The following is a 22,220-nucleotide window of genomic DNA, read 5'->3' on the forward strand; positions in this document are numbered from 1 at the left end:
CGGCAACGGACATTTTTTCCAGGCCAGACACGAGGAGGGCGGCGGGCCACCGTGGGAGGTGGCCCCCCGCCGTCGGAGGTACCGAAGTTGCAGCCGGATGCGTCAGTCGTTGATGAGGTCGTTGAGCACGATGGTCTGGTCGCGGTCCGGACCCACACCGATCGCGGAGAAGCGCGTGCCGGACAGCTTTTCCAGGGCCAGCACGTAGTTCCGTGCATTCTCCGGCAGGTCCGCGAGCGTGCGGGCACCGGTGATGTCCTCGGTCCAGCCTTCGAAGTACTCGAAGATGGGCTTGGCGTGGTGGAATTCGGTCTGGGTCATGGGCATTTCGTCGTGCCGGACACCGTCGACGTCGTAGGCCACGCAGACGGGGATCTGTTCGATGCCCGTGAGGACGTCCAGCTTGGTGACGAAGTAGTCCGTGAAGCCGTTGACGCGGGAAGCGTGGCGGGCCAGGACGGCATCGTACCAGCCGCAACGGCGCGGACGGCCGGTGTTCACGCCGAACTCGCCGCCGGTCTTCTGCAGGTACACGCCCATCTCGTCGAACAGCTCCGTGGGGAACGGCCCGGCGCCCACACGCGTGGTGTAGGCCTTGATGATGCCGATGGAGCGCGAGATGCGGGTGGGGCCGATGCCGGAGCCCACCGAGGCGCCGCCGGCGGTCGGGTTGGAGGAGGTGACGAACGGATAGGTGCCGTGGTCAACGTCCAGGAATGTCGCCTGGCCGCCCTCCATGAGCACCACCTTGCCCTCGTCCAGGGCGGTGTTCAGCACCAGGGTGCTGTCGATGACCAGGGGACGCAGGCGCTCCGCGAAGGACAGGAAGTAGTTCACGATCTCGTCAACGAGGATCCCCCGGCGGTTATACACCTTGACCAGGAGTTCGTTCTTCTGGCGCAGCGAGCCTTCCACCTTTTGGCGCAGGATGGATTCGTCAAAGACGTCCTGCACGCGGATGCCGAGGCGGGCCACCTTGTCCATGTAGGCGGGGCCGATGCCGCGGCCGGTGGTGCCGATGGCCCGGCTGCCGAGGAAGCGCTCGGTGACTTTATCCAGCACCTGGTGGTACGGCGCGACGAGGTGGGCGTTGGCCGAGACGCGCAGCTTGGAGGTGTCCGCGCCGCGGGCCTCGAGGCCGTCAATCTCCTGGAACAGGGCCTCAAGGTTCACCACACAGCCGTTGCCGATGATCGGAACCGCGTTCGGACTCAGGATGCCGGCAGGAAGGAGCTTCAGCTCATACTTCTCACCGCCCACGACGACGGTATGCCCGGCATTGTTGCCGCCGTTGGGCTTGACAACATAGTCGACGCGGCCGCCGAGCAGGTCGGTGGCCTTACCTTTGCCTTCGTCGCCCCACTGGGCTCCGACGATCACGATTGCTGGCATGGGATCCTCCCCCATTCGTTCGGGCCGATTCCCGGCTGCATCACCGTGGTGACTCGCCGGGGTCAGCGCCGTTCATGAGAATGCCCCGAATTTCATCGCCGGTGTCCACGGTGTTGACCGCAGGGTCCAGCGCAAGAGTTCCGGGGCTCTTACCACCCAAGTTTAGCCGATCGGCAGCAGAACCAGTGCTAGGGCCGTCCGCCGGTTCGGCCCGTCCGCGACGTTTCACAGGGGCAGGCAGCGTGAGGACGAACAGGCTGCCGGTGACGAGAGCGGCACCCACCCAGGCCAGGGCAGGCAGGCGTTCGCCAACGACAAGCACCGCGAGGATGGCGGCCACCACCGTCTCGGCCAGGGATATCGTGGTGGCTGCGCTGGCGCGGACCCGGGCCAGGCCCCAGCCGAACAACACGTAGCCCGCAAACATGGGCACAAGCGCCATGTAAACTCCCACAGCCGTGTTCTGCCACGACGCCGCGAGCGGTGCCCCGGTCAGCGCCAACACAGGCATGAGCAGCAGCCCGCCCAGGCCGAAGACCGTTCCCATCACCGCCCGCGAGGGCACGCCGGTGTTCATCAGACGGTGCGCAGCCCAGGAGTAGAAGGCGTAGGTGAGCCCGGCAACCAGGCCCAGGCCTATGCCGGCGGGCGTTGCCCATCCCCCGGCGGCAGCGGGCCCCGGCCCGGCATGCCCGGCGTCCGCAAAGCACAACAGCGCAGCGCCCGCCAGGCCCAGCGCCGCACCGACTGCCCACCGCCGCGTAAACCGTCTCTTGTCCACAACGCGCTCAATGACCGCGGAAGCGAGCGGAGCTGAACCGATGGAGACAACGGTCCCAACCGCCACGCCGGCCAGGTGCATTGAAGAGTAGAAAGCGAGCGGGTACACCGCGACGGCAACAGATCCCAATGCCACTGTCGGCCACTGCCCGCGAAGGGCGGCTGCGAATCCGCGGATCGCTCCCGCCGCAACAGCAGCCTGGAGCAGGCCGCCGCAGCCCATGGCCACCGCGCCGATCGCGAGCGGGCTCACGTCCCGGGCGAAGGTGGCTGCCGTACCGGTGGTTACCCAGAGCACCGACGCCGCCAGCACGAAAAATGCGCCCCACGCACCCCCTGCAAAACCGGCCGCCCTCACAGGCCGCCGATCAGTGTGGCCGCGATCCGGCGGGCTTCCTGAACACACTGGTCATTGCCTTCAAGTCCGGCGCGGGCCATCGAACCTTCAAGCAGGAAGGCCAGGTGCCGTGCAAGGGTCGCTGCCTGCCGGGGTGCGTGCGGCAGGAGTTCGGTCACATGCCCGGCCAACAAGGCTTCGACCTCCTCCTTATGGCGCCGAACCACCGCCCTCCCGGCATCCCCGGCAGGCAGCTCGGCGGCAGCATTCAGCAGTCCACAGCCCCTGAAGCCGTGCTCGTACGCGAGATCGGCATGGTCCGCATAGGCGTCGAAGACGGCGAGGACGCGCTCCGTGGGCCCGGCCGCCCTATCCAGCCTCATCCGGTACAGCCCCATCCACTCGTCGTGGCGGGCATTCAGGTATGCGGTCACGAGCTCAGCCTTGGAGGCAAAGTTGTTGTAGAGGCTCTTCTTGGCCACCCCCGCCTCCGCTGTAATTGCGTCAATACCTGTTCCGGCCAGGCCATCAGCATAAAAGCGCCGGGAGGCCGCCCGAAGCAGCGCCTCGCGCGCACGCCCTCGGGAAGCACGACTCTTCGGTGCCGCCTGTTGCTCGCTCATCATCATCCTCACGCCCGGGCCTTGAAACAGAAACGTTAGTAGGTAGACCAGTCTACCTACTAGGAGCATTTGGGATATCGCGTCTGGGTCCCGTCCCGCCGTGGGAGCCGGAGCGGGACGGGCGCTTGGTGCGGCTTGCTAAACTGAGAAGGATCGACCAGGAATCGATCCACCCTCATTTCAAATCGTCCCGGACTTGGCGCGCCCGCTTCCGGTACGGCAGCGTGACCGATCCCCGCAGGAGACACAGCACTTACATGACAGCCATGGCTACTGAATCTTTCCGTGAACAACTCCTGAGCCGCCGCTACGAACCGAATGTCGCAGCCGTCAATGAGCTGTGCGACTCCCTGCAGAGCGCCAAGCCTGGCACCCAGGTCCCCTACGTCGACCCCATGCACGACGTCGACGAGTGCCGCATCATCAGCCTCTTCTCCAACATCGGCCCCGCAGCGCCGTCCGGCTTCATCACGGCCGGCGACGATGACGCGGCCACCCGCATGCTCGGGCTGCAGTGGAAACTGGGGCTGCGTCCCGAGTTCGTCATGCCGTGGAACGTGCACCCGTGGCACGTGCCGGGAGAGCCGAACGGCAAGTTCACCCCCGACCAGATTTCCGCCGGCCTCAAGCCGCTGCTGAAGTTCCTGGCCCTGGTGCCCCGCGCGTCGGTGATCGTCGCCCACGGCACCGAGGCCAACCGGCTGGCGAACATGCTGCTCAAGACCGAAGTGCCCCTGCTTTGGCGCCGTGGCCTTAAGACCTACAAGGTGCGCTCGCTGAGCGGCCGGGCCTTCGCCGGCGCCCCCGCGCGCCAGCAGCAGTACCTCGATGAAATGCACGTTGTGTATGCGGATGCCATGGCCCGCACCGGCTTGGCGAAAGCCGCCGGCTAACGTGGCCCCCGCCCGGGTCTCGACAAGCTGAACGTACGACGGCGGGCGGTCACCTTTCCAGGGAAAGGTGACCGCCCGCCGTCTTTAATGCAGTTGTGCTACTTGCCTTCGATGCTACTTGCCTTCGATGGCGGCCTTGGCTGCCGGGTCCGAGTCATTGAGGAATTTCTCAATGCGCTCCGGCTCCTCGGCCTCGTTGATGGCCGCCGAGGCGCGGCCCAGCGAGTACAGCGCACGCAGGAAGCCGCGGTTGGGCTCGTGCTCCCACGGGATGGGCCCGACTCCGCGCCAGCCGTTGCGGCGGAGCGAGTCCAGGCCGCGGTGGTAGCCCACCCGGGCATAAGCGTAGGAGTCGATGGTGCGGCCCTCAGCCCACGCTTCCTCGGCCAGCACGGCCCAGAGCAGCGAGGACGTGGGGTGCTTCTCCACGAGGTCCAGGGCCTCCTGGCCCGCGTCCAGCTGAGCATAGACCTCGGTCTCGGCAGGCAGGAGCGTGGGCTCAGGACCCATCAGGTTCTTGCGGAACTCATCGGACATGACTAGAAGGTCTTGCCGGCGGAGCCGAGCTGCTGCGTGGCTTCCACGACGCGGGCGGCCAGGCCGGCTTCGGCGGAGGCGCCCCAGACGCGGGGGTCGTAGGTCTTCTTGTTGCCGACCTCGCCGTCAACCTTCAGCACACCGTCGTAGTTGCGGAACATGTGGTCCACCACCGGACGGGTGAAGGCGTACTGGGTGTCGGTGTCGATGTTCATCTTGATCACACCGTAGGACACGGCGTCGGCGATCTCCTGGTCCGAGGAACCGGAACCGCCGTGGAACACCAGGTCGAACGGGTTGTCCTTGCCGATCTTGGCGCCGACCTGCGCCTGGATGTCCTTCAGGATCTCCGGACGCAGCTTCACGCCGCCCGGCTTGTACACGCCGTGCACGTTACCGAACGTCAGGGCCGTGATGTAGCGGCCGTTCTCGCCGGAGCCCAAGGCCTCGATGGTGGCCAGGGCGTCCTCCACCGTGGTGTACAGCTTCTCGTTGATCTCGTGCTCTACGCCGTCTTCCTCGCCGCCGACGGTGCCGATTTCCACCTCGAGGATGATCTTCGCGGCAGCCGCACGTGCCAGCAGGTCACGGCCGATGCGCAGGTTCTCATCCAGGGTCTCGGCGGAGCCGTCCCACATGTGGGAGTTGAAGATCGGGTCCTTGCCGGCCTTCACGGCTTCCTCGGACGCGGCCAGCAGCGGCAGCACGAACCCGTCCAGCTTGTCCTTGGGGCAGTGGTCCGTGTGCAGGGCGATGTTGACGTTGTAGTTCTTGGCCACCTCGCGGGCGAACGCGGCGAAGCCCAGCGAACCGGCAACCATGTCCTTAACGGAGGCGCCGGACCAGTAGGCCGCACCGCCGGTGGAAACCTGGACGATGCCGTCGGACTCGGCCTCGGCGAAACCGCGCAGCGCCGCATTCAGGGTCTGGGAAGACGTGACGTTAACCGCCGGGAACGCGAAGCCGCCCTTTTTTGCGCGGTCGATCATGTCGGCGTAGATCTCTGGGGTTGCAATGGGCATGCTGACTCCTCAAGTAATTTCGTCTGCGGGTTGGGTTGACCCTGGAGTGAACCTCGTCGGCTAGGAACCATCCTAGTCATTTCTGCGCCACCGCCGTGTTTCGGGTCACTCAGCCGGTAATACTTCCCTGCCCGGGCTAGACGTGCTGGCCAAACACGTGCCGGCGCACCCACGCGTGCATGGCAATGGCCGCCGCGGATCCCGCGTTGATGGAGCGCGTGGAACCGAACTGCTCGATCGAGAGGGTGGCTTCCGCGGCCTCATGCACCTCCGGGGTCAGACCGGGGCCTTCCTGGCCGAACACCAGCACGCATTTGCGCGGCAGTTCGTAGGTTTCCAGCGGCACGGAGTCGGGGAAGATGTCGATCCCGATGATGGCCAGCCCCTCCCCCTGCGCCCACGCCACGAAATCCTCCACGGTGGGGTGGTGCCGGACGTGCTGGTAGCGGTCGGTGACCATCGCCCCGCGGCGGTTCCACCGCCGTCGTCCGATGATGTGCACTTCCTTGGCGAGGAAGGCGTTGGCGGTGCGCACCACGGTGCCGATGTTGAGGTCGTGCTGCCAGTTCTCGATGGCGATGTGGAAGTCGTGCCGCTTGGAATCAAGGTCGGCGACGATCGCCTCGTGCTTCCAGTAGCGGTATTTGTCCACCACGTTGCGGCGGTCCCCGTCCGCGAGGAGGTCAGGGTCCCAGTGGTCGCCTTCGGGCCACTGGCCCTCCCAGGGCCCGACGCCGACCTCCGCCTTGGGTTCAGAGGCTTCCTCTGCGGTCGGTTGGCGTTCGGCTGGGGTCCCGGGCGTCTGAGTCACCCCTCAACACTAGACTGGGCTCCGAGAATGCATTCATCACCGGCGGAGGAAGACATGGCGAAAGCAGACCAGGTAAAGGAATCGGCATCGGTATACCGGAGCGGGCAGGAAATCGAGTGCTGGCTGACCGATATGGACGGCGTCCTGGTGCACGAGAACCAGCCCGTCCCCGGCGCCGCGGAACTGATCCAGCGGTGGGTGGACACGTCCAAGCGGTTCCTGGTGCTGACCAACAACTCCATCTTTACCCCCCGGGACCTGGCCGCCAGGCTGCGGGCCTCCGGCCTCGAGATCCCGGAGGAAAACATCTGGACGTCGGCACTGGCCACGGCACAGTTCCTCAAGGACCAGGTGCAGGGCTCCGACTCCGGCAACCGCGCGTACACGATCGGCGAGGCCGGACTCACGACGGCGCTGCATGAGGCGGGCTTCATCCTCACCGACCAGAACCCCGACTTCGTGGTCCTCGGCGAGACCCGCACCTATTCCTTCGAGGCGATCACCATGGCGATCCGCCTGATCCTGGCCGGTGCTCGCTTCATTGCCACCAACCCGGACGCCACCGGCCCGTCCAAGGAGGGCCCCATGCCCGCCACCGGCGCCATCGCTGCCCTGATCAGCAAGGCGACGGGCCGCGAACCGTACATCGTGGGCAAGCCCAACCCGATGATGTTCCGATCAGCCATGAACCAGATCGATGCCCACTCCGAAACCACCGCCATGATCGGCGACCGCATGGACACGGACATCATTGCAGGCATGGAAGCCGGCCTGCACACGGTGCTGGTGCTCACCGGCATCACGCAGCGGGAGGACATCGCCGCGTACCCGTTCCGCCCCAACCAGGTGCTGAACTCCGTGGCGGACCTGAAGAGCCAGATCTGACGGCCGGCTAGAACGGCGTAATCCTCCCGCCGCCGCCAGGCAGCGGGAAAATTTCGTCCTGCAGGTCAGCCAGGATCGGCCGGTAGACGAACGGGTTCCAGCCCGGGCTGGCGTGCGCGGGAAGTGCCCCCTCGGTCTGCAGCTCCGAGGACGCCATGTTGGCGGCAAACGTCCGCGCCCAGGACTGGTGCGCCGTCTCGTAGTTGACCGTCTGGTCCCGGGGATTCCCGATGTAGGCCATGCGGGCGTCCCCGATCTGTCCTGCGAACCGGGTGGCATCGAAGTGGTAGATATAGGCGGATTCTGACTGGATCAGCACGCTGGAGGGCGCGATCGGCGACAGCTGTTCCAGCGTCTGGTCCAGGATCTGACGCCACGTGCGCTCGTCCTTGTGCACCACACGCTCCCCCAGCTCGTAGCCGCCGCGCAGCACCGAGGGCACCCGGAACCCCCGCTCGTAAAGGAAGACCACACCGTCAAACCAGCTCTGGTCCAGCACGTCGAACTTGCTGTAGGGGCTGGAGTCCAGCACGATGAAGGCCACCTCCACACCGTGTAATTCCAGGAGGCGGGCGGCCACCTGGGTGGCGACCATGCCCCCAAAACTGTGGCCGTAGAAGTAGAGCGTGGTTAGGTTCCGGGCGCGGACATGCTCAATCACGGCAACGACGAGCTCGTCGATATCCAGCCCCAGGTTTGAGTATCCGACGGCTGCGAGCTGGCCGCGCTGCCGCAGGGTTCCACGCAGCGAATTCAGGATCCACTGCGCTTCCTCCCAGCTGGTTTTGTAGCCGGGAAACAGGATCCAGCTGGCGTTGGGGAAGTAGCTCTGGGCGAAATCGTCGTCGACCACCAGGACTTTGTGGACCTGGCGTTCGGTCTGGACCCGCTGGGTCAGCAGCATGTCCGTGGCCAGGACTGACGCCGCCCCTGCCCCAGTGAGGAAAGCCCGCCGGGAGAACCGCTTCAGCTCGGAGGCATGACGGATCAGCCGGGTCGCATCTGTACCCGGCGACGGCTCCGGACCTGCGGATCCTTCATACGGCACTCATCTACCCTAGGCATAGTTCAACCGCCGTGGGCAATTACCCGGCGCGGCTGCCGGCACCGCGCTCAGCTGCCGGCGGCCTGCTCCACCGACTCTTCGAAGAGTTCACGCCGGGTCAGTTCCGCTCCGATGGCTTCGTAGTGTGCCAGCAGCTCTTGCCCCCAGCGGCCGGAGGGATCGTCCAGTAGTTTAAAAACGGAGTCGCTCGCCGCCAGCAGCTCCTCGGAGGAGTAGCTGGACAGTGGGCGAACCCCCGAGGGGTCCGGTGCAGCAACCGGCTGTGACGGTTGCGGCAGCGACGGTTGCGGCAGCGCAGTGAGGTTCCCTGTTTCCGCCGCCTCCTGCCCGCCGCCCGCCATGACCACCAGCGAAATTCCTGGCGCAGCGGCAGCCGACTCACCCTGCAGGCTGGCGTCCTGGGCGTTCAGGTCCATGCGCAGGCCGGCGAGGGCGCAGGACTCCACGAACGCGGCGCGGGAAAGGTCCACGGTGATGGAGGAGGTGATGCCCATGCCTCGAACACGGTGGATTTCGTGCAGAAGATCTGGGCGGGATGCCGGAGTGAGGCTGCCGAGGATGTCGATCCTGGCGGTGTTGGTGCAGCGGTCGATTTTAAGCAGGGATTCGAGCTGGTTGTCCATAGGTACTCCAAAAAGGATGTCTATGGCCGACGGCTCAACCTTGGCCAGCGTATCCCGGGCAGGCCGAGCGCACAAGCAACTAGCCTGCGTGCACCTGCCCGGGCTCCTCAAAGTGAGTGTGGGCGTCCGCGCCGCCCACCGAGTTCACCAGCGACCCGGCAAGGTCGCGAAGCTTGATGTTGCTGTTGCTCGAGGCGTTGGTCAGGATGCGCACCGCCGCTTCCTGGCTGCATCGGTTTTGGGCCATGACGATGCCGATGGCGATGTCGATCACCGTGCGGGACTCAAGCGTGGCCCGCAGGTTGGTGGCACTGTCCGTGTGCAGGGAAAACCTGACGGCCAGGCGCAGGGCCTGCGAGATTTCACGGGTGTAGCCGCGGGCGTGGGCAGCGGCGACCTCGTTGAACTTGTGCGGGACGTCCGAATACAGATTGAGTGCCGCCTTGGCATCACCCTGCAAGTTGAACGGCAGCGAGAGCACGGAGCGCAGCCCGTGGGAGGCCACGGCGTTCGCGTAGTCCGGCCCCCACCGGTTCTCCTCCAGAAGATCCGGCACGTGGACCTCCCGCTCTTCCTCTGCCGCAGTGAGGCACGGCCCCTGGGACAGCGAGTACTGGATTTGGTCCACTTCCCGGGCTGAGTCGCTGCTCCAGCCAATGGTGGCTGCCTTGCGGTCGCGGAGCAGGGTTATGCCGCACAGGGCGTCATCGCCGTCACCTGCCACCTGGTGCGCGGAGTAGCGCGCAAGCTCGTTCAGGAAGGCCTCAAAGTCAGTGCTTTCCAGGATGAGGTTCTGGATTTGCTCAACGCTGGTCAGGGCACGGGAAGTACTGCTCGGGGCGGAATCGGGCGTGCGCATGGCGAGGCTACTCCAGGGTGGAATCTTGATGCGGGTATCGAAATACTAGGCCACCCCTGAAGTGCCGTCCACAGAAAAGCGGCCACTCAGTTCAGGCCGAGCTCGTCCTTGCCGAACGCGAACAGGTAGGGGACGCCGGTCTCGGCTTCGATCTTTTCCTTGGCGCCGGTGTCCCGGTCGACGATCACGGCAACGGCCACCACGTTGCCGCCGGCCTTCCGGACGCCCTCGACGGCGGTCAGCGCCGAGCCGCCGGTGGTGGACGTGTCCTCCAGGATCAGGACCTTGCGGCCTTCGACCGAGGGGCCCTCAACCTGGCGGCCCATGCCGTACGACTTCTGCGCCTTCCGGACCACAAACGCGTCAACGGTGCGGCCGGCGTCAGTGGCGGCGTGCATCACAGCCGTACCGACCGGATCGGCACCCATCGTCAGCCCACCGGCGCACTCAAAGTCGATCCCGGCGTCGTCGGTCAGTGAAAGCATGACCTGGCCAACAAGTTTGGAGGCCTCGTGGTGGAGGGTGATCCGACGCAGGTCGATGTAGTAGTCGGCCTCCGCCCCGCTGGAGAGGATGACCTTGCCGCGTACGACGGCGAGTTCCTTGATCAGTTCAAGCAGGCGGGCACGGGCGGCAGCAGCATCTGCTGCAGGAACACTGGTGGCAGTCATGGGGTCCAGTTTAGTGGCACCGTTCCAGGGGCATCGCCCTATGGCACCGCCCGCGGTTCCTGCCGCCGGGCGAACCCTGGTGCGTGCTCGGGCCGTGGCCCAAAGGCAATCATGCGCGGCAGAACCTTCCGGGCCGCCGGGACGTGCCGGGCCATAAAGAGCGGGAAAGCGGGGGCACCGGCTCTCCGGCCCGTAAACAGCGGCACAAAGACGGCGCGGTGCATGATGCGCTGGACTGTCTGGACCACCACGGTGGGCATCCGGCGCCGGCGCTGCACCGCTTCCAGGTCCTGCATGGTCACCTGGCCCCGGAGGAGGCCAGGGGCGAGCCGCGCCGCCGCCGCCACAGCGTCCTGGATGGCGAGGTTGATACCCACTCCCCCGGCCGGCGACATCGCGTGGGCCGCGTCTCCGATGCAGAGCAGCCCGTCCACGTACCAGTGCCGCAGCCGGTTGAGCCGCACGTCGAGCCAGTGCAGGTCATCCAATGATCGGATGGCATCCACGCGGTCCGCCAGGTCAGGCCTCAGCACGGCGACGCGTTCCCTGAACCGTTCCACCCCTTCGCTCCGGATGCGCGCGTCCGCTCCCTTGGGCCCCAGATAGCCCATCTGGTAGTAGTCGTCCCGGAACAGCGCAATCATGGCCTCCGTGCCCTTGAAGGCGGGAACGATCCCCGCGATTTCGCCCTCTTCCGTGGGATAGCGCGGAAGCTTGAACCACCAGGTGTCGAACGGCACCGGGAATTCCTTGGGCACTAGGCCGGCCGCCTGGCGGAGCGCGGAATGCCGCCCGTCCGCGGCCACCACCAGGTCCGCGCGGATCGCCCCCTCTGTCCCGGCCCTGGTCCGGTAGCGGAGACCGGTGACCCTTCCGCCGTCGAACATCAGGGAAGTGGCGGTGTGCTCCATGAGCAGCGTGAACGTGGGTTCCTCCGCGGCGGCTCGGGCCAGGAAATTGAGGAAGTCCCACTGCGGCATCATGGCGATGTAGTTGTACGGGGGCCGCAGGGAAGCAAAATCTCCCAGGGTCACCAGGCCGACGCCCGGGACGGGGAATGCGACGTTGCGCAGCCGGCTCTGCGGCAACTCGCGGAAGGCACCGCCGAGGCCGAGTTCGTCAATGAGCCGGATGGTCGCGGCGTGGACCGTGTCCCCGCGGAAATCACGCAGGAAATCGCCGTGTTTTTCGAGGACTGCAACCTGGACGCCTGCCCTCGCCAGCAGCAAGCCCAGCATCATGCCCGCCGGTCCGCCGCCGGCCACTACGCACCCAGTTCGCTCCATGCACCAACGCTACGCCTGGCGGCGGTGCGGAGCACGGGCAGATTTCGCTGCGGAAAGTGGCTGGCGCAGCGGAAGTGGCCGGCACGCGTTCCGTAGCCCAGGCCCGACGCATTCCGCCCGGGCTGGCGGACACAGTTGAGCGTGGCGGATGCCGCTGACTAGGCTGGGCACATGCGCGAACTCCAGGCCAAGATCATTGAAGAAATGGGCGTTCAGCCCCGGATCGATCCCGCAGAGGAGGTGCGCAAACGCGTCACTTTCCTGAAGGAGTACCTCAGGGCCACCCGCACCAAGGGCTTCGTCCTGGGCATTTCCGGAGGCCTGGATTCGTCGCTCGCCGGGCGACTTGCCCAGCTCGCCGTCGAGGAACTTGAGTCCGAGGGCGTTGACGCCAACTTCGTCGCTGTGCGCCTCCCCTATGGTGTGCAGCATGACGAGGACGATGCCCAGGCCGCCCTGGACTTCATCAAAGCCAAGACTGAATGGACGTTCAACATTTCCGCGGCCGTGGACGGCTTCGAGGACGAGTTCGAAAAGACCGTGGGCAACGGAATTTCCGACTTCCACAAGGGCAACACCAAGGCCCGCACGCGCATGATCGCCCAGTACGCCCTTGCCGGCGAACACAACTACCTCGTGATCGGCACGGACCACGGCGCCGAGTCCGTGACGGGCTTCTTCACCAAATTCGGCGACGGCGGCGCGGACATCCTTCCGCTGTTCGGCCTGAACAAGCGCCAGAACCGTGCACTGCTTGCCGAACTCGGCGCGCCCGCGAGGATCTGGGAGAAGGTCCCCACGGCCGACCTCCTGGACGGCAGGCCCGGCCGCACTGACGAGGACGAACTCGGCATCACCTACGACCAGATCGACGACTACCTCGAAGGCCGCGAGATCCCCGAGGACGCAGCGGCCCTGATCGAGGAAAAGTACCTGCGAACCCGGCACAAGCGCACCGTCCCCGTCTCCATTTTCGATACCTGGTGGAAGCACGAGGGTCCGGAGGAGCCGCGCGTGGGGCTCTGAGGCGTGGGGCTCTGAGGCGAAGCCGTCAGCCTAGGGCAGCAGCACGATCTTGCCGCGCACGTGGCCGGACCGGCTGATTTCCAGTGCCTCAGGAGCTTCGATCAGCGGCATCCGGTGGGAAATCGTGAACGTGATCTGGCCCTCGGCCGCCAGGGTTGCGACCTCCGCGACGTGCCCGTCCAGTAGCTGGAGCTTCGCAATTCCGGCCTCCGCGGAGGACTGGCCGGGGACCGTGGTCACTGCCCTGCTCCGGTCCTCGAGCAATTCCAGCGTGGCTGCGATGGATTCTTCGGTGCCCACCGTGTCGAACACAGCCGTCACATTGCCTTGGGCCCTGACCTGCTCGACCAGCCCGGCGCCGTACGTCACGGGCAGCGCTCCCAGCTCGGCCAGGTACTCGTGGTTTGGCTCGGACGCCGTCCCGATAACCGCAGCCCCGAAGGCCTGGGCGATCTGCACCGCGGCCGACCCCACACCGCCCGCTGCCCCATGGATGAGGAGGGTGTCTCCTTCGCCCACCCCTAGCTGCTTGAGGGCCGAGTAGGCCGCCCCGCCGGCCACCGGAATGCAGGCGGCCTGTTCGAAGTCGATGCCCACCGGCAGGGGCGTCAGCTCGTCCGCGGAAACCAGGGCCTCAGTGCGGTATCCGCCAACGAGGCCGTTCCAAATGACTTCATCGCCTACGGCGAAGCCTTCGAAGGCCGGACCCACCTCGGTGACCACGCCAGCCGCCTCAGATCCGGGAACCGCCGGCAAGTCGAGGGGAACCCACTGTTTCACGTAGCCGGCGACGATTTTCCAGTCCATCGGATTGACGCTCACGGCCCGAAATTCCACCCGGACCTGCCCCTCGGCGGGCTCCGGCAGTTCTTCAGTCCCGACTTTGAGCACCTGCGGGCTGCCGTATTCCTCGAAATAGATCCTGGTGCTCATGTCCTGGGCTCCTTGGAGTTGTCCGGCACTTTGCTGCAAGGGCAATACTGCAAGAGTAGGCGGAGGCATACGGTGGTCTCAACAGCCCGCGGCGACCCCTGTCCTGCCGCTTAAGGGGCGCCCAGTTGGACGGTGATCCGGTGGGCTTCCTCCATGAGGAGCCGGCCCAGGAACTCCTGCCGGTCTTCGCGGAAGCGCGGCTCGATTCCGGTCAGGGACAAGGCCCAGGCCGGTCGGCCCGCTTGGTCGAACACGGCGGCGCCCATGCCCCAGCTGCCCTCGAGCACCAGCCCCGGATTAACCGAGTAGCCAACCTCCCGCGTCCTCTTCAAATTGGCCCGGACCACTGCTTCCGTGTGCCCTTCCGCAAATTTGCCGGCATGGGCGGGCCAATCTGCCAGGATCTGCTCCTGTTCGCCCACCGGCAGGAAGGCCAGGATCGCCGTGCCGGCAGACGCCACACCGAGCGGAAAACGAACGCCCTCGTGCAGCACGAAGGACCGCACCGGGAAGCTGCCTTCCTCGCGGAGCAGGCAGACCGTCTCGTCCCCTCGCCGGATGGAAAAGAAGGCGCTCTCACCCGTTTGTTCTGCGAGCCGGCGCAAGCTCGGCCGGGCGATGTCCTCGAGCGGGAACCGGGCCGACGCCACCGATCCGAGCAGCAGGACCTCCGGACCGAGGACCCAGTTGCCGGTCCGGGCCTCATGGTCCAGCAGCCCTTCCGCGGCCAGTGAGGTCAGCAGCCGGTGCACCGTGGGCCGGGTCAGTCCGGACTCCCGCACCAGCTCAACGAGCGGGCTCCCCTCCGGCTTGCGGCCAACAATGCGCAGGAGCCCCGCAATGCGGCTCACCACCTGGGCTCCCTGGACCGGCATCTGGTTCATGATTCTCCTCTGTCATCCATATTGTGGACACCAGAAAGCATACCGTCCACAGTGTAAGAGTGAGCGTTGTATTGGCCGTTTAGCGTCATTGACAGCCCCTTTCCAGCCCCCGTACGCTCGGACATCAGAGGTTTAGTCCACAAAGTGGATACCATTCGTGCCTACTCAATGAGGAGATGCCATGTCCAAACTGAAATCCGGCGCTGCCGATGCCCTGCGCGGTGTCCTGCGGGACGGCATGACGCTCGCCGTCGGCGGTTTTGGCCTGAGCGGCATCCCGGCGGACCTGATCGAGGCCGTGCGGGATTCCGGCGTCCGCGGCCTGACGGTGGTTTCGAACAACATGGGCGTGGACGGCAAGGGCCTCGGCATCCTGATCGAGGCGGGCCAGGTCCGGAAAGTGATCGCATCCTACGTGGGCGAGAACAGACTCTTCGCGGAGCAATACCTTGCGGGACTGCTCGAGGTGGAGTTCACGCCGCAGGGCACACTCGCCGAGCGCCTCCGCGCCGGCGGCTCCGGCATCCCGGCGTTCTACACCAAGACCGGGGTGGGCACCCTCGTCGCGGAAGGAAAGCCGCTCGCGGAGTTCGACGGCGAAACATACGTTCAGGAGCGGTCCATCCGGGCCGACGTCGCCCTGGTCCACGCCCACACCGCCGACACTGACGGAAACCTGATCTACCGCTACACCGCACGAAACTTCAATCCGGTGGTGGCCACCGCTGGGGCCGTGACCGTCGCGGAGGCTGAGGTGATCGTGGAACCCGGCGCGCTGGACCCCAACCACATCGTGACCCCGGGCGTCTACGTTCAGCATCTCGTGCAGGCCAGCAACCGCCCCAAGGACATCGAGCAGCGCACGGTGCGCCCGCGCCTCGAACCCCTCCCCGCCTAAACCGCCCAGCGCGAACGAACACTTAAGCCCCCGCAACGTTGAAACCGAAGGAGAACCCCATGGCCTGGACCAGGGATGAGATGGCCGCCATCGCGGCGGAAGAACTGAACGACGGCGACTACGTCAACCTGGGCATCGGCATTCCGACGCTCGTCGCGAACAACCTGCCGCGCGGTGTCCGCGTGGTCCTGCAGAGCGAAAACGGGCTGCTCGGCATGGGCCCGTTCCCCTTCGAGGGCGAGGAGGACGCCGACCTCATCAACGCCGGCAAGCAGACCGTCACCGTCCTCCCCGGAGGCAGCATTTTCGACTCCGCCACCTCCTTCGGCATGATCCGCGGCGGCCACGTCAAGGTGGCCATCCTGGGCGCCATGCAGGTCTCCGGCGACGGTGACCTCGCCAACTGGACCATCCCCGGCAAGATGGTCAAGGGCATGGGAGGCGCCATGGACCTCGTCGCCGGCACGCCGCGCGTGGTCGTCCTGACGGAACACAATGCCAAGGACGGCAGCGCCAAGATCGTCAGGGAGTGCACCCTTCCGCTCACGGGCCTGCGCGTGGTGGACCGGATCATCAGCGACCTTGCAGTGTTCGACCTGGTCAAGGCGGACGACGGCGGCCGGCGGCTCACGCTCACCCGTCTCGCGCCGGGGGTCAGCGTGGAGGAGATCCGGGAGAAGACCGAGGCCGCGTTCGACATCAGCCTCGAAGCTGCGCCTGGACTGGAAGACACCCTGGAAGGAGCCACAGCATGAGCCTCAAAGAACAGTTCGGCAAGGACATCCTGCTCACCGGCTGGGGCCACAGCCGGTTCGGCAAACTCACCGACGAAACACTGGAATCGCTGATCGTCCAGGTCGCCACCGAGGCCATCTCCAACGCCGGCATCGAGCCGGGCCAGATCGACGAAATCTACCTCGGCCAGTTCAACTCCGGCATGATGCCGCTGGCCTTCCCGTCCTCGCTGGCCCTGCAGGTGTCCGGGCAGCTGGCCAACGTGCCGTCCACCCGGGTCGAGAACGCCTGCGCCTCCGGCTCGGCAGCTTTCCAGCAGGGCACCAAGTCGCTGCTGGCCGGCACAGCCAAGACCGTGCTGGTGATCGGTGCCGAGAAGATGACCCATGCTGGGGCCGATGTGGTGGGCGCGGCCCTCCTCGGGGCGGACTACGACATGGCCGGCCAGGCGTCCACCACTGGCTTCACAGGACTTTTCGCCGACGTCGCCAAGCACTACGAGAAGCGCTACGGGCCGGTCTCCGATGTCCTCGGAAGCATCGCGGCGAAGAACCACCGCAACGGCGTGGACAACCCGTACGCCCAACTGCGCAAGGACCTCGGCGAGGAGTTCTGCCGCACGGTCTCGGACAAGAACCCCATGGTGGCCGATCCGCTGCGCCGCACCGACTGCTCCCCCGTGTCCGACGGCGCCGCCGCCGTCGTGCTGTCCGTCTCACCGACCGGCGGGGCCACCGCTCCGGTGCGGCTCGCCGGCTTCGGCCACGCGAACGACTTCTTCCCGGCAGAGCGCCGCGACCCCACCGCCTTCGCAGCCACCCGGGCGTCCTGGCAGCGTGCCCTGGCGATGGCCGGCGTCGGACTGGATGACCTGGACTTCGCCGAAGTCCACGACTGCTTCACCATCGCCGAGCTGCTGATGTACGAGGCCATGGGCCTGGCCGAACCGGGCCAGGGCACGCGGGCCATCGAGGAGGGGTGGGCGTTCAAGGACGGCAAGCTGCCCATCAACGTCTCGGGCGGCCTCAAAGCCAAGGGCCACCCGGTGGGCGCTACCGGGGTTTCCCAGCACGTCATTGCCGCCATGCAGCTCACCGGCACCGCCGGTGCGATGCAGCTCGCGAACCCCCGCCGCGCCGCCGTGCAAAACATGGGCGGCGTGGGCATCGCCAACTACGTCAGTGTGCTGGAGGCCGTCTAGCCCGGACGTTTGCCCCGTCCTGACCTCCTTTGTCCACAGACGCGGCCCGACACGCGCCTGTATCAGCATGTCGGGCCGCGTGGCCGTCGAATGAAGGTCAGGACGGCGGCCAGAGGGGGCGGTGCTAGCCGCGGGTGCGGATCAGCCGGGCAATCTCGGTGAAGCCCAGCCGCTCCGCGTTGGCCAAGGCCGTCCGGCCCTGCGGATCACGGATATCAGGGTCGGCTCCGGCACCCAGGAGCAGCCGGACCACTTCCTGCTGCCTCGGCCCGCCGTTGTTGAGGAGGATGGCCTCCTGCAAGGCGGTCCAGCCGAGGTTGTTGACATGGTTGACCGGAACGCCGGCGGCAATGAGAATCCTCACCGTCTCGACGTGGCCGTGCTCGCTGGCCGGAATAAGGGCGGTCCCGCCGAAGCGGTTCGTGCTTTTCACGTCGGCGCCGTTGGCGAGGGTCAACCGGAGTACCTCGTCGAACCCCTCAGCTCCGGCGTAGAGGAACGCTGAATCCTGGATGGCGTCCTTGGCGTTGACGTTGCCGCCGGCCTGGATCAGCTCCCTGACCAGGTCAACATCATTGGCCTTGGCAGCACGGATCAGCCTCTGGTCGAGTTCCGCCTGGGCTTCCGGGGACAGGGCCCGACGGGAGGATTCTGCCGGTTTGGGCACGGTTGGCTGCTCCTTCGGTGGCACTGGCTTTGCCGCCTGCGGCGATGCGGCGGTCGGGCTCCCGGCGCCGGCCGTTGCCGGTGTGTCCGAGGCGGCTCGGTCCGAGGCGGCGGGGCCGCATCCGGTGAGCGCCGCCACGGCCACCGCCACAGCCGTCATCACGACCATCCGCGACTGCTTGGAACCGGGGTCCGTGAACCACGCCATGTAAAGAGCCTACTCAGCGGCGCCGGCAATGGCAGCGGCACCTGCGTCTGCGCAGGCCTCGTCGAGCTTGCCGTCGGGCGCACCGCCGACACCGATCCCGGCAACGGACACACCGTTGACCTTGAGCGGGACGCCGCCGGGCAGGAAGAGCGTGCCGGGCAGGTCTGCAATGCTGGGGCCGTTCCCCGTGGCGCGCTTGGCCAGTTCACTCGTTGGCGCTCCGAACGCGGCCGCCGTGTAGGCCTTGCGCTTTGCGGATTCGATGGTGTGCTCGGCCGCGTTGTCGCCCCGGAGGAGTGCCTGCACAGTGCCGAACCGATCCACCAGCGCCACCGTCACGAACGGCAGCTTGTCCGCCTGGCATTTGGCCAGCGCTGCGCCCACGGCCTTGGCCGAGGCTCCTACGGTGATCCGGTTCTGCGACACGACGTTGTCCGCAATGGGCTGCACATCGGCCGCAGGCACAGCAGCCGGAACAGCCACGGGCGCGGCCGCCGGTGCCGGGGAGGCGGTGCCGGCATTGGCGACGGCGGTCGCTCCTGCGGTGAGGACGAGCGCTCCGGCAGCGGCGGCGGCAAAAACCTTGTTGGACTTCTTCATGGCAGGTCTCCTTGTGGAAAGGAAGTGCAGCTTCAGCTGAACTCCCAGCGGCGGAATCGTGTACGTCCATCGTGCCTGCGGCCATGAACCACCCGCATCGGGCCTTCGGCGGTTCAAGGCTCCGCCGTAAGGCCAGCGGTGTCAGCCAAAAGGCTGAGAGACCAGCAACGGCGCGGGGAATAGCATGGTGGGTAGCAATCCCTCCACCGGAATCGGACCTTCATGCCTACCCGAGCCGCAGTGCCTGACCCGATCATCACCGACGACAACCAGCACACCGGAGCAGCTCCGGCGAGCCTGGGCCGGATCGACGCCGCGGTCCACCTTGGCTTTGCCGTGCTGATCGTGGCGTCGGTCGTCCGCTACGTGATGCGCCACAGCCCGGCAGATAACCTCCTGGTCCTCGGTCTGGCCGTGGCTGCCTGCATGCTGTACGCGGTCATCGCGGTCCTCGCGCAGCGCCGGCGCCCGTGGGCGGTCTGGATGTTCGTCCTGGTGGGGCTGTGGGCCGTGCTGGTCATTTCCGCGCCCAGCTTCGCCTGGTGTTCGTTTGCGTTGTTTTTCCTCTGCCGCACGGCGTTTACGGGGGCAGTCGCCTACATCGCGGCGGGGGCGACGGCGGCCGCCACCGCAGTCGGGCTGTTCCGGCTCAGCAACGGAACCGACCTAGCCATGCTGCTGGGTCCCCTCGCCGTTGGCGTCATGCTGACGCTGATCTACGACCGCATAGAGCACGACGCCGCGGAGCAGCGCCGCCTGCATGGGGAAGTTTCGCTGGCCCAGGGGCAGCTGGCCGCCAGCGAGCGCCGGGCCGGGGCCGTCGCCGAGCGCGAGCGCGTGTCCCGGGAGATCCACGACACCGTCACGCAGGGGCTGGCCAGCAGCCTCCTGCTGCTCGAGGCGGCGAACCGCAACTGGCCGGCTGCGTCCGCCGGGCAGGACCTGCGGCGGGCCAGCGAGCTGCTGCGGCGGAACCTGGCCGAGACCCGCAGCCTGGTGCACGAACTGGCGTCGCCGGGGCTTGAGGCATCCCCGCTCCCCGAGGCGCTCCGGCAGGCCGCCGCCCAGTATGTCCCCGGGGTGCGGCTGCTCGTCACGGGCGAACCCCGGCCCGTTCCCGCGGATGTCCGGCACGCCCTCCTGCGGGTGGTCCAAAGCGCGGCGTCGAACATCAAACTCCACGCTTCCGCCACCAACGCCACGGTGACGCTCGGATTCCTTCCGGCCGCCGTCACGCTGGATATTTACGACGACGGCGCCGGCTTTGATCCCGCAGCGGTACCACCGCCGTCGGACGCCGGAGGCTACGGGCTTCGTGCCATGCGGCAGCGAGTGGAACAGTTGGGCGGCGTATTCTCGGTGGAAAGCACACCGGGCGAAGGGACCATCGTGGCTGCACAATTGCCTGCCGGTGAGGACGTATGAAGGCCATCACCGTGCTCCTCGTGGACGACCATCTTGTGGTCCGCAGCGGGCTCAAAGCCCTGCTGGGAACCCAGCCCGACATCGATGTCGTGGCGGAGGCGGCGTCGGGCGAGGAAGCCCTGGTTCAGGTGGAGCAGCATTCCCCGGCCGTGGTGGTGATGGACCTGGCCATGGGTGCCGGCATGGACGGTATCGAGGCCATCCGGAAAATCCGCGAGCGCAACCGGCGGCAGGCCGTGCTCGTGTTCACCACGTACGATTCCGACGCCGATATCGTCCGGGCCGTGGATGCAGGCGCCATGGGCTATCTGCTCAAGGACGCTGCGCCGGAGGAAATCTTCGCTGCCATCCGCGGCGCGGTCCAGGGCAAGAGCGTGATGAGCGCCCCGGTGGCCTCGCGGCTCTTTCAGCAGCTGCGCAATCCCGACGAGGTCCTGACGCCGCGTGAAGCCGAGTTGCTGAGCCTCCTCATCGAGGGGCTCAGCAACCGTGAGCTTGGGCAGCGGCTCTTCATCTCGGAAGCCACGGTGAAGACGCACCTGGCCCACATCTACGCCAAGCTGGGAGTGGAAACGAGGGCAGCCGCCATCGCCACTGCGATCCGGCGTGAAGGCATGCGCTAGGAGCCGGACCGGTGCGACGGCGCGGCTAGACTACGTTGCACGCCGGACCCACCCCGCCACGACAGGAGCAGCCATGCGCGCCACCATCATCCACGGCCCCGGAGACATCAGGGTGGAGGACCGGGACTACCCGGCTGTCCAGCTGCCCACGGACGCGGTGGTCAGGGTGACTGCGGCGTGTGTGTGCGGCTCTGACCTGTGGCCGTACAGGGGCGTGAAGCCGGTCGGCCGGCCCTCCGCCATCGGCCATGAGTTCATCGGCGTCGTGGAGAGCATTGGCGCTGACGTGACAGCGCTCCGGAACGGCGACTTCGTCATCGCGCCGTTCGTGGTGAGCTGCGGCGAGTGCCCTCAGTGCCGCAACGGGGTGACCGTGGCCTGCGACCGGCTCGCCGGCTGGGGCGGCAAGGACGACGCGGGCCACAGCATCGACGGAGGCCAGGGCCAGGCCGTGCGTGTCCCGATGGCGGAATCCACCCTCGTCAAAGTGCCCGACCTCGGGGAACCGGACGAGTCGCTGCGCAAGAACCTCCTCACCCTGTCCGATGTGATGGCCACGGGCCACCACGCCGCGCTCAGCGCCAGGGTCGCTCCAGGCAGGACCGTTGTAGTGGTGGGCGACGGCGCCGTGGGGCTCTGCGGCGTGCTGGCAGCGAAGCGGCTGGGAGCCGAACGGATCATTGCCATGTCCCGCCACGCCGACCGGCAGGCAATCGCCCGGGAGTTCGGTGCCACAGACATCGTGGATGAACGCGGGGACGAGGGCGCGGCGAAAGTCCGCGAGCTGCTCGGCGGCGTGCTCGCCGACTCGGTGCTGGAATGCGTCGGGACGAAGGAGTCCATGGAACAGGCCCTGCATTCCGTACGCCCCGGCGGCGCTTTGGGATTCGTGGGCGTTCCGACCGGCGGCGCGGAGATCCCGCTGCGCTACCTCTTCGACAAGAACATCACCGTGTCGGGCGGGATGGCTCCGGCCCGGACCTACATCCCGGAATTGCTGGCGGACGTGCTTGCGGGCAGGATCAATCCCGGCCGGGTGTTCGACGTCGAAATGTCCCTTGAGGATGCCCCTGAGGCATATAGGGCCATGGATGAGCGGCGTGCGATCAAAGTGCTGCTGACGCCATGAGCGGCTACGTGGTGGCCATCGCCTACCGGGGCCGCTAAGCCACAATGCGTCTCCAGCGACATGGTCAAAACCGTCCCCGCAGAGGAACAGTGGCCGAACAACTCATT

24 protein-coding genes are annotated in these 22,220 nt (G+C 66.7%); 9 read left to right on the forward strand and 15 right to left on the reverse strand.

Annotation, left to right across the window (positions count from 1 at the left end; all coding sequences use genetic code 11):
* Nucleotides 1–102 precede the first annotated feature (102 nt).
* From AC3A3W_RS01495 to AC3A3W_RS01505, 3 genes are read right to left on the reverse strand one after another with little or no spacing between them, the layout of a single operon-like run.
* Nucleotides 103–1,392 (reverse strand): adenylosuccinate synthase, encoded by a 1,290-nt coding sequence (locus AC3A3W_RS01495; RefSeq protein WP_487440125.1) that lies wholly within the window; start codon nt 1,390–1,392, stop codon nt 103–105.
* Nucleotides 1,393–1,432: 40 nt separating this feature from the next.
* On the reverse strand, nt 1,433–2,530 hold the full coding sequence (locus tag AC3A3W_RS01500; protein WP_487440126.1) for a DMT family transporter: 1,098 nt from the start codon (nt 2,528–2,530) through the stop codon (nt 1,433–1,435).
* A complete protein-coding gene (locus tag AC3A3W_RS01505) occupies nt 2,527–3,132 on the reverse strand; it encodes a TetR/AcrR family transcriptional regulator (RefSeq protein WP_487440127.1) in 606 nt (201 codons plus the stop codon). Before AC3A3W_RS01505 ends, AC3A3W_RS01500 begins: the two co-directional genes overlap by 4 nt.
* A gap of 257 nt (nt 3,133–3,389) precedes the next feature.
* Here AC3A3W_RS01505 and AC3A3W_RS01510 point away from each other — a divergent pair, with 257 nt between their 5' ends.
* Nucleotides 3,390–4,025: a uracil-DNA glycosylase family protein gene (locus tag AC3A3W_RS01510; RefSeq protein WP_487440128.1), complete on the forward strand. Its 636-nt coding sequence runs from the start codon at nt 3,390–3,392 to the stop codon at nt 4,023–4,025.
* 114 nt (nt 4,026–4,139) lie between these two features.
* Here AC3A3W_RS01510 and AC3A3W_RS01515 read toward each other — a convergent pair whose 3' ends face one another.
* The 3 genes from AC3A3W_RS01515 to AC3A3W_RS01525 form a co-directional block, all read right to left on the reverse strand.
* Entirely contained in the window at nt 4,140–4,562 is a 423-nt protein-coding gene (locus tag AC3A3W_RS01515) for a DUF3151 domain-containing protein (protein ID WP_487440129.1), read from the reverse strand.
* 2 nt (nt 4,563–4,564) lie between these two features.
* Nucleotides 4,565–5,584 carry a class II fructose-bisphosphate aldolase gene (gene fbaA, locus AC3A3W_RS01520; protein WP_487440130.1) on the reverse strand — a complete coding sequence of 340 codons (1,020 nt, stop codon included), beginning with the start codon at nt 5,582–5,584 and terminating at the stop codon, nt 4,565–4,567.
* Between the two features lie 136 nt (nt 5,585–5,720).
* Nucleotides 5,721–6,395, reverse strand: coding sequence for a TrmH family RNA methyltransferase (locus AC3A3W_RS01525; RefSeq protein ID WP_487440131.1), 675 nt, complete (start codon nt 6,393–6,395; stop codon nt 5,721–5,723).
* Nucleotides 6,396–6,449: 54 nt separating this feature from the next.
* Here AC3A3W_RS01525 and AC3A3W_RS01530 point away from each other — a divergent pair, with 54 nt between their 5' ends.
* Entirely contained in the window at nt 6,450–7,280 is an 831-nt protein-coding gene (locus tag AC3A3W_RS01530; protein WP_487440132.1) for an HAD-IIA family hydrolase, read from the forward strand.
* 7 nt (nt 7,281–7,287) lie between these two features.
* Here the strand turns inward: AC3A3W_RS01530 and AC3A3W_RS01535 are convergent, their stop codons facing one another.
* The 5 genes from AC3A3W_RS01535 to AC3A3W_RS01555 form a co-directional block, all read right to left on the reverse strand.
* Nucleotides 7,288–8,328, reverse strand: a complete 1,041-nt coding sequence (locus tag AC3A3W_RS01535; RefSeq protein WP_487440133.1) for an alpha/beta fold hydrolase — start codon at nt 8,326–8,328, stop codon at nt 7,288–7,290.
* Between the two features lie 65 nt (nt 8,329–8,393).
* On the reverse strand, nt 8,394–8,969 hold the full coding sequence (locus AC3A3W_RS01540; RefSeq protein ID WP_487440134.1) for a hypothetical protein: 576 nt from the start codon (nt 8,967–8,969) through the stop codon (nt 8,394–8,396).
* A gap of 79 nt (nt 8,970–9,048) precedes the next feature.
* The gene (locus tag AC3A3W_RS01545; protein WP_487440135.1) at nt 9,049–9,828 is read right to left on the reverse strand and encodes a GAF and ANTAR domain-containing protein; all 780 of its coding nucleotides are present in this window, start codon (nt 9,826–9,828) and stop codon (nt 9,049–9,051) included.
* A gap of 86 nt (nt 9,829–9,914) precedes the next feature.
* Complete coding sequence (gene pyrE / locus AC3A3W_RS01550; protein WP_487440136.1) at nt 9,915–10,499, reverse strand: orotate phosphoribosyltransferase; 585 nt, start codon at nt 10,497–10,499, stop codon at nt 9,915–9,917.
* 38 nt (nt 10,500–10,537) lie between these two features.
* Nucleotides 10,538–11,785: an FAD-dependent oxidoreductase gene (locus tag AC3A3W_RS01555; RefSeq protein ID WP_487440137.1), complete on the reverse strand. Its 1,248-nt coding sequence runs from the start codon at nt 11,783–11,785 to the stop codon at nt 10,538–10,540.
* Between the two features lie 171 nt (nt 11,786–11,956).
* Here AC3A3W_RS01555 and nadE point away from each other — a divergent pair, with 171 nt between their 5' ends.
* The gene (gene nadE, locus AC3A3W_RS01560) at nt 11,957–12,811 is read left to right on the forward strand and encodes an NAD(+) synthase (protein WP_487440138.1); all 855 of its coding nucleotides are present in this window, start codon (nt 11,957–11,959) and stop codon (nt 12,809–12,811) included.
* 30 nt (nt 12,812–12,841) lie between these two features.
* Here the strand turns inward: nadE and AC3A3W_RS01565 are convergent, their stop codons facing one another.
* Nucleotides 12,842–13,744, reverse strand: a complete 903-nt coding sequence (locus AC3A3W_RS01565; protein ID WP_487440139.1) for an NADP-dependent oxidoreductase — start codon at nt 13,742–13,744, stop codon at nt 12,842–12,844.
* 110 nt (nt 13,745–13,854) lie between these two features.
* Nucleotides 13,855–14,628: an IclR family transcriptional regulator gene (locus tag AC3A3W_RS01570; RefSeq protein ID WP_487440140.1), complete on the reverse strand. Its 774-nt coding sequence runs from the start codon at nt 14,626–14,628 to the stop codon at nt 13,855–13,857.
* A 181-nt stretch (nt 14,629–14,809) separates the two neighbouring features.
* Between AC3A3W_RS01570 and AC3A3W_RS01575 the strand changes: the two genes are divergently transcribed.
* From AC3A3W_RS01575 to AC3A3W_RS01585, 3 genes are read left to right on the forward strand one after another with little or no spacing between them, the layout of a single operon-like run.
* Entirely contained in the window at nt 14,810–15,526 is a 717-nt protein-coding gene (locus AC3A3W_RS01575; protein ID WP_487440141.1) for a CoA transferase subunit A, read from the forward strand.
* 59 nt (nt 15,527–15,585) lie between these two features.
* Nucleotides 15,586–16,281 (forward strand): CoA transferase subunit B, encoded by a 696-nt coding sequence (locus tag AC3A3W_RS01580; protein WP_487440142.1) that lies wholly within the window; start codon nt 15,586–15,588, stop codon nt 16,279–16,281.
* On the forward strand, nt 16,278–17,462 hold the full coding sequence (locus tag AC3A3W_RS01585; RefSeq protein ID WP_487440143.1) for an acetyl-CoA acetyltransferase: 1,185 nt from the start codon (nt 16,278–16,280) through the stop codon (nt 17,460–17,462). Before AC3A3W_RS01580 ends, AC3A3W_RS01585 begins: the two co-directional genes overlap by 4 nt.
* Nucleotides 17,463–17,586: 124 nt before the next feature.
* On the opposite strand, the gene AC3A3W_RS01590 is transcribed toward AC3A3W_RS01585, so the two are convergent.
* Both AC3A3W_RS01590 and AC3A3W_RS01595 read right to left on the reverse strand, forming a co-directional pair.
* Entirely contained in the window at nt 17,587–18,336 is a 750-nt protein-coding gene (locus AC3A3W_RS01590; protein WP_487440144.1) for an ankyrin repeat domain-containing protein, read from the reverse strand.
* Between the two features lie 9 nt (nt 18,337–18,345).
* A complete protein-coding gene (locus tag AC3A3W_RS01595; protein WP_487440145.1) occupies nt 18,346–18,936 on the reverse strand; it encodes a GlcG/HbpS family heme-binding protein in 591 nt (196 codons plus the stop codon).
* A gap of 222 nt (nt 18,937–19,158) precedes the next feature.
* Between AC3A3W_RS01595 and AC3A3W_RS01600 the strand changes: the two genes are divergently transcribed.
* From AC3A3W_RS01600 to AC3A3W_RS01610, 3 genes are all read left to right on the forward strand, one after another.
* A complete protein-coding gene (locus AC3A3W_RS01600) occupies nt 19,159–20,361 on the forward strand; it encodes a sensor histidine kinase (protein WP_487440146.1) in 1,203 nt (400 codons plus the stop codon).
* Nucleotides 20,358–20,984, forward strand: coding sequence for a response regulator (locus tag AC3A3W_RS01605; protein WP_487440147.1), 627 nt, complete (start codon nt 20,358–20,360; stop codon nt 20,982–20,984). Before AC3A3W_RS01600 ends, AC3A3W_RS01605 begins: the two co-directional genes overlap by 4 nt.
* A 73-nt stretch (nt 20,985–21,057) precedes the next feature.
* Nucleotides 21,058–22,113: a zinc-dependent alcohol dehydrogenase family protein gene (locus AC3A3W_RS01610; RefSeq protein ID WP_487440148.1), complete on the forward strand. Its 1,056-nt coding sequence runs from the start codon at nt 21,058–21,060 to the stop codon at nt 22,111–22,113.
* The last annotated feature ends 107 nt before the right edge of the window (nt 22,114–22,220 follow it).

This window comes from Arthrobacter sp. Soil_N43 (assembly GCF_057655195.1).